The 15,853-nt window shown below is 72.6% G+C and carries 5 protein-coding genes and 1 pseudogene; 3 read left to right on the top strand and 3 right to left on the bottom strand.

Annotated features, from left to right (window positions below; all coding sequences use genetic code 11):
• Positions 1-110 precede the first annotated feature (110 nt).
• Together VSH64_RS26495 and VSH64_RS26490 are read left to right on the top strand one after the other, a co-directional pair.
• Positions 111-2,714, top strand: a complete 2,604-nt coding sequence (locus VSH64_RS26495; protein ID WP_326565400.1) for a helix-turn-helix transcriptional regulator — start codon at positions 111-113, stop codon at positions 2,712-2,714.
• Positions 2,715-2,728: 14 nt separating this feature from the next.
• A complete protein-coding gene (locus VSH64_RS26490; RefSeq protein ID WP_326565399.1) occupies positions 2,729-2,869 on the top strand; it encodes a helix-turn-helix domain-containing protein in 141 nt (46 codons plus the stop codon).
• Positions 2,870-2,973: 104 nt separating this feature from the next.
• On the opposite strand, the gene VSH64_RS26485 is transcribed toward VSH64_RS26490, so the two are convergent.
• From VSH64_RS26485 to VSH64_RS26475, 3 genes are all read right to left on the bottom strand, one after another.
• The gene (locus VSH64_RS26485; protein WP_326565398.1) at positions 2,974-3,930 is read right to left on the bottom strand and encodes an NAD-dependent epimerase/dehydratase family protein; all 957 of its coding nucleotides are present in this window, start codon (positions 3,928-3,930) and stop codon (positions 2,974-2,976) included.
• 13 nt (positions 3,931-3,943) lie between these two features.
• Positions 3,944-5,236 carry a nucleotide sugar dehydrogenase gene (locus tag VSH64_RS26480; protein ID WP_326565397.1) on the bottom strand — a complete coding sequence of 431 codons (1,293 nt, stop codon included), beginning with the start codon at positions 5,234-5,236 and terminating at the stop codon, positions 3,944-3,946.
• Between the two features lie 61 nt (positions 5,237-5,297).
• Positions 5,298-5,981 (bottom strand): PIG-L deacetylase family protein, encoded by a 684-nt coding sequence (locus VSH64_RS26475; protein ID WP_326565396.1) that lies wholly within the window; start codon positions 5,979-5,981, stop codon positions 5,298-5,300.
• A 275-nt stretch (positions 5,982-6,256) separates the two neighbouring features.
• Here VSH64_RS26475 and VSH64_RS26470 point away from each other — a divergent pair.
• Positions 6,257-15,838, top strand: a pseudogene (locus tag VSH64_RS26470) (SDR family NAD(P)-dependent oxidoreductase); the annotation flags it as partial.
• Positions 15,839-15,853 lie beyond the last annotated feature (15 nt).

Raw genomic sequence — 15,853 nt, 5'->3', positions numbered from 1 at the left:
GTGACGTGATCACCTCTTCGGGTGACTTTAGATCGCGGTTGGTTGCCCTTAGGGGGTCACTGCGAGTCTCGGAATCGCAGGAAGATGACCAGTGGGTCGAGGAGCTTGCGATGGGCGTGAACTGGGGGCAGAACCGCCGAACCGATCCGCAGGAGGCAGTGGGGCTGATCGAAGGCCTGCTGATCGAATGCGACGCCGGGGCGGGGGAGACCGTGCTGGTCGGCGGCGGGCCGGCCAGCGGCAAGACACAGGTGCTGAACCAGGTGGTGGCACGGGCGAAGGAGCTGGGCATCCTCACGCTCACCGCCACCGGTGCGGCCGACGAGCGTGAGGTGGACGGCGGGGTGATCGACCAGCTGCTGGCCGCCCCGGCGTTGCCGAAAGCCGTGGTGCGCCAGCACGAGCAGCTGGCCGAGCTGTGCGGCGCGCTGCACAACCTGGCCGGCGAACGGCCGGTGCTGATGGCCGTGGACGACCTGCAGCACGTGGACGAGACATCGGCGCGGCTGCTGCTGAGGTTGCAGCGGCGCACCCGTTCGGCCGCACTGCTGCTGGTGCTCACGCAGCCGGACAGCTGGTACACCGACGGCGGGCACGAGTTCGCCGCGCAGCCGCACCGGCACGTGCAGCTGACGCCGCTTTCCGTGGCGGCGATCGCGGAGCTGGTGGCGAGCGACGGCCCGGCCGGGCCCGACGGTCTGCCCGAGCAGATCCACGAGCTCAGCGCCGGCAACCCGCTGCTGGTCACCGCGCTGGTCGACGCGCACCGCAGCAGCGCCGACTCCGGTTCGGCCTTCTCCGAGGCGGTGCAGCGGCTGCTGCACCGCTACGGCTCACCGCTGCGTGAGGTGGCGACGGCGATCGCGGTGCTCGACACCGACGTGACCACCGAAGCCGTGGCCACCGTCGCCGGTGTCGACCCGCTCGAGGCCGCGGCTTCGGCCGGGCTGCTGGCCGAATCGGGCCTGGTCGCCGGCGTGCGCTTCCGGCAGCAGCCGGCCGCGGCTGCCGTGGTCGGCGGGCTGCGCGGTTCGGAAAAAGTGCGGCTGCACGTACGGGCCGCCGAGGTGAAGCACGCGCGGGGCCTGCCGGCCGCTGACGTCGCGCGGCACCTGGTCGCCGCCGACGAGGCGAAACCCGACTGGGCGCTGCCGGTGCTCGTGGAGGCGGCGGAGCAGGTGATGCTCGGCGACGACGTCGAGTTCGCCACCCGTTGCCTCAAACTCGCGGCCTCGGTGAGCACCGCCGCGTGGGAGCAGCAGACGATTTCGCAGCTGCTCGCGAAGATCACCTGGCGCGTGAACCCGGCCGCGGCGGCGCCGCACCTGGCTTCGCTGCGCGCGGCGGGCGACTCGCTCGACCAGTCCGACCGGATCGCGCTGGCCCGCCAGTCACTCTGGTTCGGTGAGCGGGACACGTTCGAACGCGCGTACGCCGCCTTGCACGCCGACCTCGAACCGGTCGACCCGCGCACCGCGGCCGAGCTGACGCTCGCCGGGCACTGGCACTACGGCGTCGCCCCGGCCACCCCGAGCGCCGACGATCCGTGGCTGCACACGGCGAACGCGCTGGCCGGCGTGTGGCGCACCGGCGCCACCGAGCAGACCTCGGCGTGCGCCGAGCAGATCCTGCAGAACTGCCGCCTTTCCGACACCTCGCTCGAAGCGCTGGGCACCGCGATCGTCGCGCTCGCCTACGCCGACAAGGCCGACCGCGCCGAAGGCTGGTGCACGTCCTTGAGCGAGGAGGCCGAGTACCGCGGCGCGGTCACGTGGAAGGCGATGCTCGACGCACTGGGCGCGAGCCTGGTGCTGCGCCGCGGTGACCTCGCCGAGGCGACCGAGCGGGCCGAGCGCGCGCTGGCCCTGCTCGACGCGCCCAACTGGGGTGTCGCGATCAGCTATCCGCTCGCCACGCTGCTGGCCGCGCACACCGCGGCCGGCGCGTTCAAAGCCGCGGCCGCCGTGCTGCGGCAGCCGTTGCCGGACGCGGTGTTCACCACGCTCGGTGGCGTGCGGTACCTGCGGGCGCGGGGCCAGTTCCACCTGGCCACCAACCGGGGGCTGGCCGCGGTCAGTGATTTCCAGCAGTGCCAGCGGATCCTGCGTGAGCAGGAGCTGGACCTGCCGACGGTGGTGCCGTGGCGCACCGACCTCGCCGAGGCCAACCTGCGGCTGGGCAACCCGACGCTCGCCGTGGAGCTGGCCAAGCAGCAGCTCGCGAGCGCGGCGCCGACCGACACGTACTCGCGTGGTTCGGCCTTGCGGGTGCTGGCCTTCGCGGGTGACGCCGCCACGCGGGCGGGGCTGCTGAACCGCGCGGCCGAGGCGTTCAAGGCCTCGGGTGACCGGCTCGAGCTGGCCCGCACCACGCGGGCGCTCAACCAGCTCGGCCAACGCGCGGAACGCTCGGCGGGTCTGGTGAAACCGGTGCACGTGCCGCGCCAGGCCACGCGCTCGGTGCCGTCGAGACCCGTGCCGCCCCGGCCCGCGGCCGCGCCGCGCACCGAGGTGACGCCGGCGCAGACGTCGCTCAGCGAAGCCGAGCTGCGCGTGGCCGAGCTGGCGGCCCACGGGCGCACCAACCGGCAGATCGCGGAGACGCTCTACATCACCGTGAGCACGGTGGAGCAGCACCTGACCCGCGTGTACCGGAAGCTGGGAGTGGCCGGCCGGGCGGCGCTGGCCGGCGAGCTCGCCGACAGCGGTCAGTGAGAGAGGAACCGGCTGTGCTGAGCGAGATCGAGCTGCAGGTGGCGGACCTCGCCGCACACGGCACGAGCGTGCGCGCGATCGCGGAGTTACTGGGAGTCTCCACGAACGCGGTGACCGAGCACCTCACGGCCGTATACCGCAAGCTCGGTCCCTAGCGCCCCGATGTGGCATTCGGTGAATGCCACATCGGGGTGGGGTCGACACGCCGAAGGCCACCAGGCGCGAACCTGGTGGCCTCCGGGAGAACGGGTGCAGCGGGTCAGCGGCGGTCGGCGACCACCGCGGCGATGATGTCGTCGAGCGTGCGGGTGGGCACGAAGCCGATCTGGTTGTACGCGCGGGTGCAGTCGGGGATGCGGCGCTGCATGTCCTCGTAGCCCTCGCCGTAAGCCTGCTCGTAGGGCACCTTCGCGATGGTGCTGGCCGAGCCGGTCGCGGAGATCACGCGCTCGGCGAGCTGCGCGATGGTGGTCTGCTCGTTGCTGCCGAGGTTGAACACCTTGCCGTACGCGGTTTCGTCGGCGATCAGGTCGACCAGTGCGGGCACGACGTCGTGCACGTGGCAGAAGCAGCGGGTCTGCTGGCCGTCGCCGAACACGGTGATCGGCTCGCCGGCCAGCGCCTGCGTGACGAAGCGCGGGATGACCATGCCGTAGCGGCCGGTCTGGCGCGGGCCGACGGTGTTGAACGGGCGCACGATCACCGTGCGCAGGCCGTGTTCCTTGGCGTAGAGGTAGGCGAAGGTCTCGTCGAGCGCCTTGGCCTCGGCGTAGGACCAGCGGTTCTTCAGCGGCGAGCCGATGATGCGGTCGTCCTCTTCGGACAGTCCGTCGGCGGTGTTCTTGCCGTAGATCTCGCTCGTGGACGCCACGAGGATCGGCACGTCGTGGCGCAGTGCGGCGTCGAGCAGGTTCTCGGTGCCGTGCAGGTTGGTGCGCAGGCTTTCCAGCGTTTTGTCGAGGATGGTGAACACGCCGACGGCCGCGGCGAGGTGGAACACCGCGTCGACGCCGGCCATGCACGACTCGACGGCCGACGGGTCGGTCACGGAGCCGCGCACGAACCGGAAACCGGGGTGCCCGGCGACGCCGGTGAGGTTGTCGAGGGTGCCGGTGCTGAGGTTGTCCAGCGCGACGACCTCGTCGCCGCGGGCCAGCAGGTGCTCGGTGAGGTGGGAGCCGATGAAACCGGCGCCGCCGGTGATGAGGTAACGCACGTCAGGAGTCCTCTCAGTTCGCGAACAGCGCGCGGTCGAAGCGGTAGGTGGCGTCGATGACGGTGCCGCACTGGGCGAGCCACGTGTAGTCGTGGCCCGGCTGGATGGTGTGGATGAGCGCGACGTCCCAGTCGCCGCCGCACGGGTCCACGACGTTGTCGAGCGAGCCGCCGGTCACGCGGACGTTCGGGACCAGCGGGTCGTGGTAGCCGACCTTGGCGCCCTTCGCGGCGAGCAGGTCGAGGATGTCGAGCGCGGACGACGAGCGCACGTCCTGCACACCGGGCTTGTAGGTCACGCCGACCACGAGCACGCGGGTGCCGGCCATGCCCTTGCCGTCACGCGAAAGCGTGTTGAGCACGCGGTCCACGACCTGCTTGGGCCGCTCGGCGATGGCGTGCATGGCCTGCGTCACGAGCGGCGCGTTGCTCTGCGTGGCGCGCAGCTGCCACAGCAGGTAGTGCGGGTCGCACGGGATGCAGTGGCCGCCGACGCCGGGGCCGGGGTGGAAGGCCATGAACCCGTACGGCTTGCTCGCGGCCGCGTCGATCACCTCGATCGGGTCGATGGCCATGCCGTCGCTGATCTCGGCGAACTCGTTGGCCAGCGCGATGTTCACCGCGCGGAAGGTGTTCTCGAACAGCTTGGTCATCTCCGCCGTCTCGGGCGAGCTGACGCAGTGCACGGCCGGGGTCAGCACGTTGATCACGCGCTGCGCCATCGCGGTGCACACCGGCGTCACGCCGCCGAGCACGCGCGGTGTCTCGGCTTGGGTGTGGGTGACGTTGCCGGGGTCGATGCGCTCGGGGCTCGAGGCCACGAAGATGTCGCGCCCGACCGTGAAGCCCTTGGCGGTCAACGGCTTCACCAGCAGCCGCTCCGACGTGCCGACGTAGCTGGTGGAGGTGAGGATCAGCGTCTGGCCGGGGCGCGCGTGGGAGATCAGGGCGGCGCACGCGCTCTCCAGCGGGCCGAGGTCCGGCATCAGGTACTCGTCGAGCCCGGTCGGCACGCACACCAGCACCGCGTCGGCCTCGGCCATGCGCGCCGAGTCGGTGGTGAGCTGGAAGTCCTCCTGGTGCACGGCCTTCTCGAGGCGACGGTGGTCGGACTCGATGAGGTCGACCTCGCACGAGCGGATCGCGTCGAGACGGTTCTGCGACAGGTCGATGCCGATCACCTCGACGCCGCCGGCGTGCAGGCCGAGTGCCGTCGGCAGCCCGACGTACCCCATGCCGATCACGGCGACCGACGTGAGTTTCGTCAGCTCGGCGGTGGTCTGGAACTCAGCGACAGTACTGGTCATTTCTCGTCACCCGTTTCTTGCTGGGCAGGAAAAAGCTGGAAAAGAGCTCGGGAAAACGCGCTCAATGCACGATCCGCACGATTTCGAACGCCTCGGCCAGCCCGGCCGAGACCTGCGAGCCGCGGTATTCCGCCAGCGCGCGCACGCCGCGTTCGCTGCGCGGGCTCGGCCACGGTTCGAGCTCCTTGCCGTAGGCGCGCAGGGCGTCGATCTTGCGGTCGAGGTGCGACTCGTCGAGCAGCTGCCAGTAGTTGGGGCGGAACGCGTTGGGCAGCCCCGAAGCTTCTCCGACGTCGGTGGCGGAGCGGATCTCGAACGTGCGGACCTCTTTGACCGGCCCGCGGCCCGGCCGGCCGGCGACGCGGGCCGCGCGGCTGACCAGGGCGTGGTCGGTGGACAGGTCGCACATGCTGGTGGCGAACACCGTGTCCGGCTCGAACTCGCGCACCTCCTGCTCGACCACGCGGTTGAGGTCCAGGTGGCGCTCGGTGTCGAGGCGGTTGTCGCCGAACTCGTGCACGCTCACGCGCTCGATGCCGAGCGTCTTCGCGGCGAGTTCGATCGCGGCGGTGCGGTTCACGATCCCGCTGCCGCTCACCGACCGCGAGCCGTCGTCGTTGGTCAGGATGCAGAGCGACACGACGACGCCTTCGTCGGCGAGCCGTGCCACGGTGCCGCCGGCGCCGAGCGTCTCGTCGTCGCCGTGGGCCCCCACGACCAGAAGCTTCCGAATCTTCCTGTGCATAACCGATCCCCAGTCTGAGTCCAGCGGAACCTCGAGCGAAAACGAGCGAGAGAATTGCTGTGAACGTGGGAAAAATCTGTCATCCGGCCGCCTCGACCGACAACCCCTAAAGACCGTCTAAAGCGGACCTTGGTGCGCCGCCGAGCCGCTGGCGCAGGGGCCCTTAGGGGTGGGTCCGGCCGTGTTCGCGCTCGTATCGTTCGCCTGTCTGGCGTTACGTCACCGGGAAGGAACGAGGACACGTGGGCAACTCCGAAGAAAAGCTGGTCGGTGCGCTCCGAGCCTCGGTGAAGGAGACCGAGCGGCTGCGCGAGAAGAACCGCCGGCTCACCGAGGCCGCGCGCGAGCCGATCGCGATCGTCGGCATGGCCTGCCGGCTGCCCGGGGGCGCGAACACCCCGGAAGAGCTGTGGCGGCTGCTGGCCGGTGGCGTGGACGCCATCGGGGAGTTCCCGACCAACCGCGGCTGGGACCTCGACCGCCTCTACGACCCCACCGGCGAACGGCCGGGTTCGAGCTACGTGCGCGAGGGCGGGTTCCTGCACGACGCCCTGGACTTCGACGCCGACCTCTTCGGCATCAGCCCGCGCGAGGCCCTGCTCATGGACCCGCAGCAGCGGCTGCTGCTCGAAACGTCGTGGGAGGCCTTCGAACGCGCCGGCATCGCGCCGCATTCGGTGAAGGGCAGCGCCACCGGCGTGTTCGCCGGCACGATGTACCACAACTACCAGGGCAGCTACGGTTCGTCGGGCGTGATCTCCGGACGCCTGGCTTACACCTTCGGGCTCGAAGGACCCGCGGTCACGATCGACACCGCGTGCTCGTCCTCGCTCGTCGCGCTGCACTTGGCGGTGCAGGCGCTGCGCAACGGCGAATGCTCGCTGGCATTGGCCGGCGGGGTCTCGGTGATGTCGACGCCGCGCACCTTCGTGGAGTTCTCGCTCGACGGCACGCTCGCCCGCAGCGCGCGCTGCCGCACGTTCGCCGATTCCGCCGACGGCACCGGCTGGTCCGAGGGCTGCGGCATGCTGCTCGTGGAAAAGCTTTCGGACGCGCGGCGCAACGGCCACCCGGTGCTCGCGATCGTGCGCGGCACCGCGATCAACCAGGACGGCGCCTCCAACGGCATGACCGCGCCCAACGGCCCGGCGCAGCAGCGCGTGATCCGCCAGGCGCTGGCCAACGCGCGGGTGACGCCGGCCGAGATCGACGTGGTCGAGGCGCACGGCACGGCGACCAAGCTCGGTGACCCGATCGAGGCGCAGGCGCTGCTGGCCACCTACGGGCAGGACCGCGAAGAGCCGCTGTGGCTGGGTTCGATCAAGTCGAACGTGGGCCACACGCAGGCCGCGTCCGGCGTCGCCGGGGTGCTGAAGCTGGTGCTGGCGCTGAACAACGGCGTGCTGCCGAAGACGCTGCACGTCGACCAGCCGACCCGGCACGTCGACTGGACTTCCGGGCGCGTGGAGCTGCTCACCGAAGCGCGGCCGTGGGAGCGGGGTGAGCGGCCGCGCCGGGGTGCGGTGTCGTGCTTCGGGCTGAGTGGCACCAATGCGCACGTGATTCTCGAGGAAGCGCCGGAGCCGGAAGTGGCCGAAGGGCCTGCGCGGGACGACGCCGCGGTGCCGTTCGTCCTGTCGGGCCGTACGCAGCAGTCGGTGCGTGACCAGGCCGCGCAGCTCGTGGCGCACCTGACCGAGCAGCCCGCGCTGCCGCTCGATGTGGCACGCACGCTGGCTGTCGGCCGCACGCACCTCGACCACCGCGCCGCCGTGCTCGGGCACACGCACGACGAGCTGCTGGCCGGGTTGAGCGCGCTGGCCGCCGGTGAGCCCGGCGGCGTCAGCGGACTCGCCCGGGGTGAGGCGACGCTCGCGTTCCTGTTCTCCGGCCAGGGTTCCCAGCGGCTCGGCATGGGGGCAGGGCTCGCCGCGAAGTTCCCGGTGTTCGCCGAGGCGTACGGCGCCGCGTGCAACGAGCTCGACCGGCACCTGGACCGGCCGATCCGCGAGGTGATCGACGGCGACGCGAACGCGTTGGCGCAGACCGGTTGCACGCAGGCCGCGCTGTTCGCGTTCGAGGTCGCGTTGTTCCGGCTGGTCGATTCGTGGGGGCTGGCGCCGTACGCGGTGTGCGGGCACTCGATCGGCGAGCTGGCCGCCGCGCACTGCGCCGGCGTTTTCTCGCTGGCCGACGCGGCCAAGCTGGTGGCCGCGCGCGGGAAGCTGATGCAGGCGCTGCCGACCGGCGGCGCGATGGTGGCGATCGAGGGCACGCCGGACGAGGTCGCCGCGCACGATGCCGAGGGCACGGTCGACGTCGCCGCCGTGAACGGCCCGCGGTCCGTGGTGATCTCGGGTACGGAAGCCGCCGTGCTCGCCGTGGCGGAGAAGTTCACCGGCCGGCGCGCCACGAAGCTGAAGGTGTCGCACGCCTTCCACTCGCGGCTGATGGACCCGATGCTGGCCGAGTTCCGCGCGGTCGCCGAAAGCATCACCTACACCGAGCCCGTGCTCTCGGTGATCTCCAGCGTGACCGGTGGTGAGGTGTCCGCCGAGCTGACGGATCCGTCGTACTGGGTGGACAACGCGCGCCGGCCGGTGCTGTTCGCCGACGCCGTGCGAGCGCTGGCGGCCGAGGGCGTGAACCGGTTCCTCGAACTCGGGCCGGACGCACCGCTCACGGCCGTGGTCCCGCAGTCCTCTTCGGACGGTGTCGCGGTCGCGGCCCAGCGCCGGGACGTCGCCGAGGACCTCGCGCTGGCCACGGCTCTGGCGGCCTTGCACGTGCGCGGCGTTTCGCCCGACTGGGCCACGTATTTCGCGGCCCGCGGCGCCCAGCGTGCCGACTTGCCGACGTACGTTTTCCAGCACCGGCGTTACTGGCTGGAGGTCTCGTCGGACTCCGGTGACGTGACGTCGATGGGCCTCGACCCGGTCGACCACCCGCTGCTCGGCGCGGCGACGCTGCTGGCCGACGCCGAAGGTCTCGTGCTGTCCGGCCGCATCTCCGCGACCACCCACCCGTGGCTGGCCGACCACGTGGTCGGCGGCGCGATCCTGGTGCCCGGCACCGCGTTCGTGGAGCTCGCCGTGCGCGCGGGCGACGAGGTCGGCTGTGGTCGCGTCCGGGAGCTCACGCTGCACGCACCGCTCGTGCTGGCCGATCAGGGCGCCGCACGGATCCAGGTCCGCGTCGGGGTTCCCGCCGCCGACGGCACGCGCCCGATCAGTGTCCACTCGCGACCCGACGACCTCGCCGCGAACGCCGGCTGGACCCGCCACGCCGACGGCACCCTCGCTCCGGCCACCGCGGCGGCGGCCTTCGACCTGAGCGCCTGGCCGCCGCCCGGCGCCGAGGTGATCGACGTCGAGGGCATGTACGACCTGCTCGCCGAGCACGGCATGGCCTACGGCCCGGTGTTCCAGGGCCTGCGGGCCGCGTGGCGCAGCGGCGACGACGTGTTCGCCGAGGTCGCGCTGCCCGAGCAGGACCGGCTGAGTGCCGAGGCGTTCGGCCTGCACCCCGCGGTGTTCGACGCGACGCTGCACGCCGTGGGCCTGAGCAGCGCGGCCGGTGAGGGCACGACCTTGCCGTACGCCTGGTCCGACGTCGAGCTGCACGCGGCCGGCGCGGCTTCGCTGCGGGTGCGCGTGCGCCCGACCGGTGAGCAGACCGTGGAGCTGAGCCTGGCCGATTCGTCCGGCGCACCGGTCGCCCGAGTCGGAGCGCTCTCGCTGCGCAAGATCAGCGAAGAGCAGCTCGCCGCCGCGAGGTCGACATCGGGCACCGACTCGCTCTACACCGTGGACTGGGTCCCGGCCACCCTGCCGGACGCCGGCACCACGGACTACACCGTTTACGAGGCCGCCGCCGGAAACGATGCGGACAGCGCGAAAGCGGCCGTCCACAGTGCTCTGGCCGCACTGCAGGACCGGCTGGCCGGCGAAGGCACGCTGGTCGTCGTGACCGGCACCGACCTGGCGGGTGCCGCCGTGGCCGGCTTGGTGCGGTCGGCGCAGGGGGAGAACCCCGGCCGGATCGTGCTGGTCGAAGGCGCACCCAACGCCGAGCAGCTCGCCGCGATCGTCGCCGCCGACGAATCGGCCGTGCGCGTGTCGGGCGACGAGGTCCGTGCACCTCGCCTGGCGCGGGCCACGACCGAGGCGGCCGGTCCCGTTGACTGGTCGGCCGGCACCGTTCTGCTCACCGGCGGCACCGGGGCGCTGGGCCGGATCGTCGCGACGCACCTGGCTCGCCAGGGCGCGAAGAAGCTGCTGCTGGTCAGCCGCCGCGGCAAGAAGGCACCGGGAGTCGCCGAGCTGGTCGCGCAGCTGACCGAGCTGGGCGCCGAGGCCATCGTGGCCGCGTGCGACCTCACTGACCGCGCGGCCGTGAAGCGGCTGCTGAAGAAGTACCCGGTCCACGCCGTGGTCCACGCGGCCGGTGTGCTCGACGACGGCGTGCTGCGGTCGCTGACCGCCGACCGCGTCACCGGGGTGTTCGACCCCAAGGCGCTCGCCGCGTGGCACCTGCACGAGCTGGCCGGCGACGTCGCCGCGTTCGTTACGTTCTCCTCGGCCGCCGGTGTGCTCGGCGCGCCGGGCCAGGCGAACTACGCCGCGGCCAACGCCTTCCTCGACGCACTGGCCACGCACCGGCGGGCCGAGGGCAAGCCGGCGCACTCGCTGGCCTGGGGCATGTGGGAGTCGGCCGCGGGCATGGCCGGCGAGACGCACGGCAAGCGCGGCCTCGGCGCCTTCACCGCGGCCGAGGGGCTCGCGTTGTTCGACGCGGCCGTCGGCTCGACCGGCGACGTGTTCGTGCCGGTGAAGCTCGACCTGCCCGCGTGGCGTGAGTCCGGCAGCGTGCCGGACCTGCTGCGCGGCCTCGTGCCGGCCGCGCGCCGCACGGTGTCCGACCGGGAGGCGGGCGCGGATTCGTTGCTCGGCAAGCTGATCCGGCTGCCGGTCGACAAACGCCTCGACCACCTGCGCGACCTGGTCGTGCGCCACGCGGCCGCGGTGCTCGGCCACGGTTCGGCCGAGGTCATCGACGCCGACCGCGCGTTCAAGGACCTCGGCTTCGACTCGCTGACCGCGGTGGAGCTGCGCAACACGCTCAACGAGGTGACCGGCCTGAGCCTCACCGCCACGCTGGTCTTCGACCACCCGACCGCCGGTGACCTCGCGACGCACCTGCACGAATCGCTGCTGGGTGACCTCGCCGAGGCCGACCAGGACACCGAGCAGGCGGTGCTCGCGGCCGACGAGCCGATCGCGATCGTCGGCATGGCCTGCCGCTTCCCCGGCGGCGTGACCACACCGGCGCAGCTGTGGGACCTGGTGGCCGCCGGTGGCGACGGCACGGGCGACTTCCCGGCCGACCGCGCGTGGGACATGGAGCACTGGCTACCGCAGGTCGCGCCCGACGGTGGCACCCCGCGGGGCGGCTTCGTCACCGACGCCACGGACTTCGACGCCGCGTTCTTCGGCATCAGCCCCAACGAAGCCGTGATGATGGACCCGCAGCAGCGCATGCTGCTCGAGTCCACCTGGGTCGCGCTGGAGGACGCCGGCGTGGACCCGCTGTCGCTCAAGGGCAGCACCACCGGCGTGTTCGTCGGCGTGATGCAGACCGACTACGACCCGGGTGACGCGCTCGAACAGGGCGGCGGCCTCTACCGCGGCTCCGGGGCGCTGAGCAGCGTGGTGTCGGGTCGTGTCGCCTACGTTTTCGGACTGGAAGGCCCGGCCGTCTCGGTCGACACCGCCTGCTCGTCTTCCCTGGTGGCGCTGCACCAGGCGACGCAGGCGTTGCGCGGCGGCGACTGCTCGCTCGCGCTCGTGGCCGGCGTGTCCGCGCTGGTCTCGCCGGCCCCGTTCGCGCAGTTCGTGGACGGTGCCGTGGCCCGCGACGGCCGCTGCAAGCCCTACTCCGCCGCGGCCGACGGCTTCGGCTGGGGCGAGGGCGTGGGGGTGCTGGTGGTCGAGCGGCTCGCCGACGCGCGCCGCCACGGCCACGAGGTGCTCGCCCTGATCAAGGGCAGCGCGGTGAACGCCGACGGCGCGTCCAACGGCCTCAACGCCCCGAGCGCCCCGGCGCAGGAACGGCTCATCCGCCGGGCCCTGGCCACGGCCGGGATTCCGTCGTCCGAAGTGGACGCCATCGAGGGCCACGGCGCGAGCACCCCGCTCGGCGACCGCATCGAAACGGCCGCGCTCCTGGCCACCTACGGCCGTGAGCGCACCCCCGAGCAGCCGCTGTGGCTGGGCTCGGTGAAGTCGAACATCGGCCACACGCAGGCCGCCGCCGGGGTCGCCGGCGTGATCAAGATGGTGCAGGCGCTGCGCCACGGCGTGCTGCCGCGCACGCTGCACGTGACCGAGCCGACGCACGACGTCGACTGGTCCGCGGGCACCGTGCGGCTGCTCGACGACCGCCGTGACTGGCCCGAGGTCGACCGGCCGCGCCGCGCCGCCGTGTCGGCGTTCGGGTACAGCGGCACCAACGCGCACGTGATCCTGGAACAGGCCCCGGCGAGCGAACCCGTCGAGCCGATTGAACCGCGTACCGCGGTGGCACCGCTCGTCCTATCGGCCCGCACGGCGGCCGCGGTGCCGGACCAGGCCCACGCCTTGCTGGCGCTCCTCGACGCGAACCCCTCGCTCGCGGTCGGTGAACTGGTCGCTGCGCAGGCTCATCGTCGTCCGCTGCTCGCCCACCGCGCCGCGGTCGCCGCGACCGATCTCGCCGGCCTGCGGGCCGCGCTGATCGACCTGTCCACTTCGGACATCACGGTCACCGGCCGTGCTCGCTCCGGCGGCACCACCGCGTACCTCCTGCCGGGGCAAGGCACCCAGCGCGCCGGCATGGGCGCCCAGTTGCACGCCACGTTCCCGGTCTTCGCACACGAACTCGACCGCGTCATGGCGAAGTTCGACCCGTACCTCGGCCGCAAGCTGCGGGACGTGATGTTCGCCGAGGCCGGTTCTGTCGACGCACAACTGCTCGACCGCACGCAGTTCAGCCAGGCCGCGGTGTTCGCCTTCGCGGTGGCGCAGGCCCGGCTGCTCGAGTCGTGGGGCCAGCGGCCCGACGTCCTCATCGGACACTCCGTCGGCGAGATCACGGCCGCGCACCTGGCCGGTGTGCTGTCCCTCGACGACGCGGTGAAGCTGGTCGCACACCGCGGGCAGTTGATGGCCGAGACCCGGCCCGGTGCGGTGCTCGCCGTGGAGGCAGGCGTCGCGGAAGTGACGCCGGTGCTCGGTGAAGACGCGTCGGTCGCCGCGGTGAACGGCCCGCAGGCCGTGGTCGTGTCCGGTGCCGAAGACGCCGTGCGGCGCTGCGAAGAGCACTTCACCAAGCTGGGCCGACGCACCACGCGGCTCACGATCGACTGCGCGGTGCACTCGCCGCTGCTCGACGAGATCCTCGAGGAACTCGAAGAGATCGCCGACGAGCTGACCTACGGCGAAGCCACCGTCCCGGTCGTCTCCACGGTCACCGGCGCGCCGGCCGGCACCGAGTTGGCCGACCCCGGCCACTGGGTCGCCAACTGCCGCGGCACGGTCCGCTTCGCCGACGCGGTCACCGCGTCCGGCGCAACGCGGTTCGTGGAGCTCGGCACCGACGGCGTGCTCACCGCGGCCGCGCAGGTCGTGGCCGAGGAAGCCGAGTTCGTGGCGCTCTCGCGGCGCAACCGCGACGAGGTGCCGGCGATCCTGCTCGCCGCCGGCCAGTTGCACGTGTCCGGCGCCGGCCTCGACGTGCGGCGCATGGTCACCGGTGGCCGGCCCGCGGTGGCGCTGCCGCCGTACGCCTTCCACCGCACGCGCTACTGGCCCTCCGTCGACATGGAGGCCCGGCGCGCGATCGGCGACCTCGCCACGACCGGGCTCAGTGCGAGCGACCACCCGCTGGTCGGCGCGGTGCTCACGGTGGCGGGCACGGACTCGGTGGTGCTCACCGGCTCGCTCTCGCTCACCACGCACCCGTGGCTGGCCGACCGCGACGAGTTCCCGTCGGCCGGCTTCGTGGAGCTGGCCGTGCGCGCCGGTGACGAGGTCGGGTTCTCCCGCCTGGCGAACCTCACCGTCGGCACGCCGCTGGTGCTCGGCGACAGCGAAACGCGGCTGCAGGTCGTGGTGAGCGCGCCGAACGACGGCGCCCGCGCGGTGACCGTGCACTCCTCGACCGGCGACACGTGGGTCGAACACGCGGCCGGCACCTTGGTCGCCGACGACGGCCCCGAACCGGAGCCGCTCACGGCGTGGCCGCCCGCCGGCGCGGTCGCCGCCGACGTGACCGAGCTGTACACCCTGCTCGCCGACGCGGGCGCCGACTTCGGTCCGGCGTTCCGGCGGCTGCGCGCGGCCTGGCGAGCCGGCGACGCCGTGTTCGCCGAGGTCGACGTCGACTCGGGGGCCGAACGCTTCGGCCTGCACCCGGCCGCGCTCGACGCGACGCTGCACGCGGCCCCACTGTCCACCGTGGCCTCGGTCGGCGCGGCCGCGGTGGAGTGGCACGACTTCCGCCTCTTCGCGACCGGCGCGGCCCGCCTGCGCGTGCGCCTCACGCCGGCGGGTGAAGACACGCTGGCCCTGCTGCTCACCGACCGGTCCGGCGCACCCGTGGCCGAGGCCTCGGTGGTGCTGCGCCGCGGGGCTGGCTCGGCGGCCGAGCCGGACTCAGGTAGCCGGACCGCTCGCAAACGACGCACCGCGGTCGTGGAACCGGATCCGTCCACTGTGGAGCTGACCGACGCCGGCCTGCTTCGCCTGGTGCTGCACGAAGCCGGCACGCTGCTCGGGTACGCCGGCACGGACGAGATCGACCCGGACTCGCACTTCCTGGAGTTCGGCTTCGACTCGCTGACCGCCGTCGAACTGCGCAACCGCCTCACCGAGGTGCTCGGGGTGGCGCTGCCCGCGTCGGTCGCGTTCGACCACCGCACGCCGGCCGGGCTGGCCACGCACCTGCTCGGGGTGCTCACCGGTCCCGCCACCGCGGAACCGGGCGACCCGGTGCGGGACCTGTTCTTCGACGCGGTGCGCGAAGGCCGCGTCGAGGAAGGCATCACGCTGCTGGGCGCGGCCGCGAACCTGCGGCCGAAGTTCACCGGCGCCGACGACCTCGGCGAGCCGGTGCGGCCGCTGGAGCTCGCGGCGGGCGCGGGCACGCGCATCCTGGCGGTGCCGCCGCCCGCGGCGATGGGCGGTGCGTACCAGTACGCGAAGCTGGCCGCCCGCTTCCGCGGCAGCCACGCCTTCGCCGCACTGCCGACGCCGGGTTTCCTGGCCGGCGAACGGATTCCGGCGGACCTCGACGCGGTGCTGGACGTGCTCGCGCACGGCGTGCGCACCTCGGCCGAGCCGTACGTGCTGCTCGGCTACTCCTCGGGCGGGGTGCTGGCGTACGCGCTGGCCGCTCGTCTCGCGGAGATCGGGCCGCGGCCGGCCGCGCTGGTGCTGCTCGACAGCTACGAGATGGCCGGCGGCGGTGAGGAGACGGCGGACACCGTGGCCGACATGGCCGGCGGCATGCTCGAACGCGAGGAGCAATACGGGCCCTTCGACCGCGACAAGCTCACCGCCATGGCGCACTACCTCGGCCTGCTCGACGGCCTGCCGCTGGCCGAGCCGGTGGTGCCGACGGTGCTCGTGCGCCCGGAGTTCCGCTTCACCACCGCCGCCGACGATCCGGCACGCGCCCACGAGGACCCGTCGTCGTGGCGCACGACCTGGCAGCGCGCCGACGCCGTGCTCACCGTGCCGGGGGACCACTTCTCCCTGGTCGACACCGACGCGGAGACCACGGCGAAGGCGGTGGCCGACTGGCTGGGCGGGCTGTGACCGACGGAGGGAAGA

It is taken from the genome of Amycolatopsis rhabdoformis (assembly GCF_035918295.1).
GTDB lineage: Bacteria > Actinomycetota > Actinomycetes > Mycobacteriales > Pseudonocardiaceae > Amycolatopsis > Amycolatopsis rhabdoformis.
The sequence above is the reverse complement of the archived record's forward strand: the minus strand, read 5'-3'. Positions and strand labels throughout refer to the sequence as shown.

Bases quoted from the DNA above. Each gene is read 5' to 3' on its own strand.
- VSH64_RS26480 (WP_326565397.1), bottom strand. From the start codon at position 5,236: ATGACCAGTACTGTCGCTGAGTTCCAGACCACCGCCGAGCTGACGAAA.
- VSH64_RS26475 (WP_326565396.1), bottom strand. From the start codon at position 5,981: ATGCACAGGAAGATTCGGAAGCTTCTGGTCGTGGGGGCCCACGGCGAC.
- VSH64_RS26495 (WP_326565400.1), top strand. From the start codon at position 111: ATGGGCGTGAACTGGGGGCAGAACCGCCGAACCGATCCGCAGGAGGCA.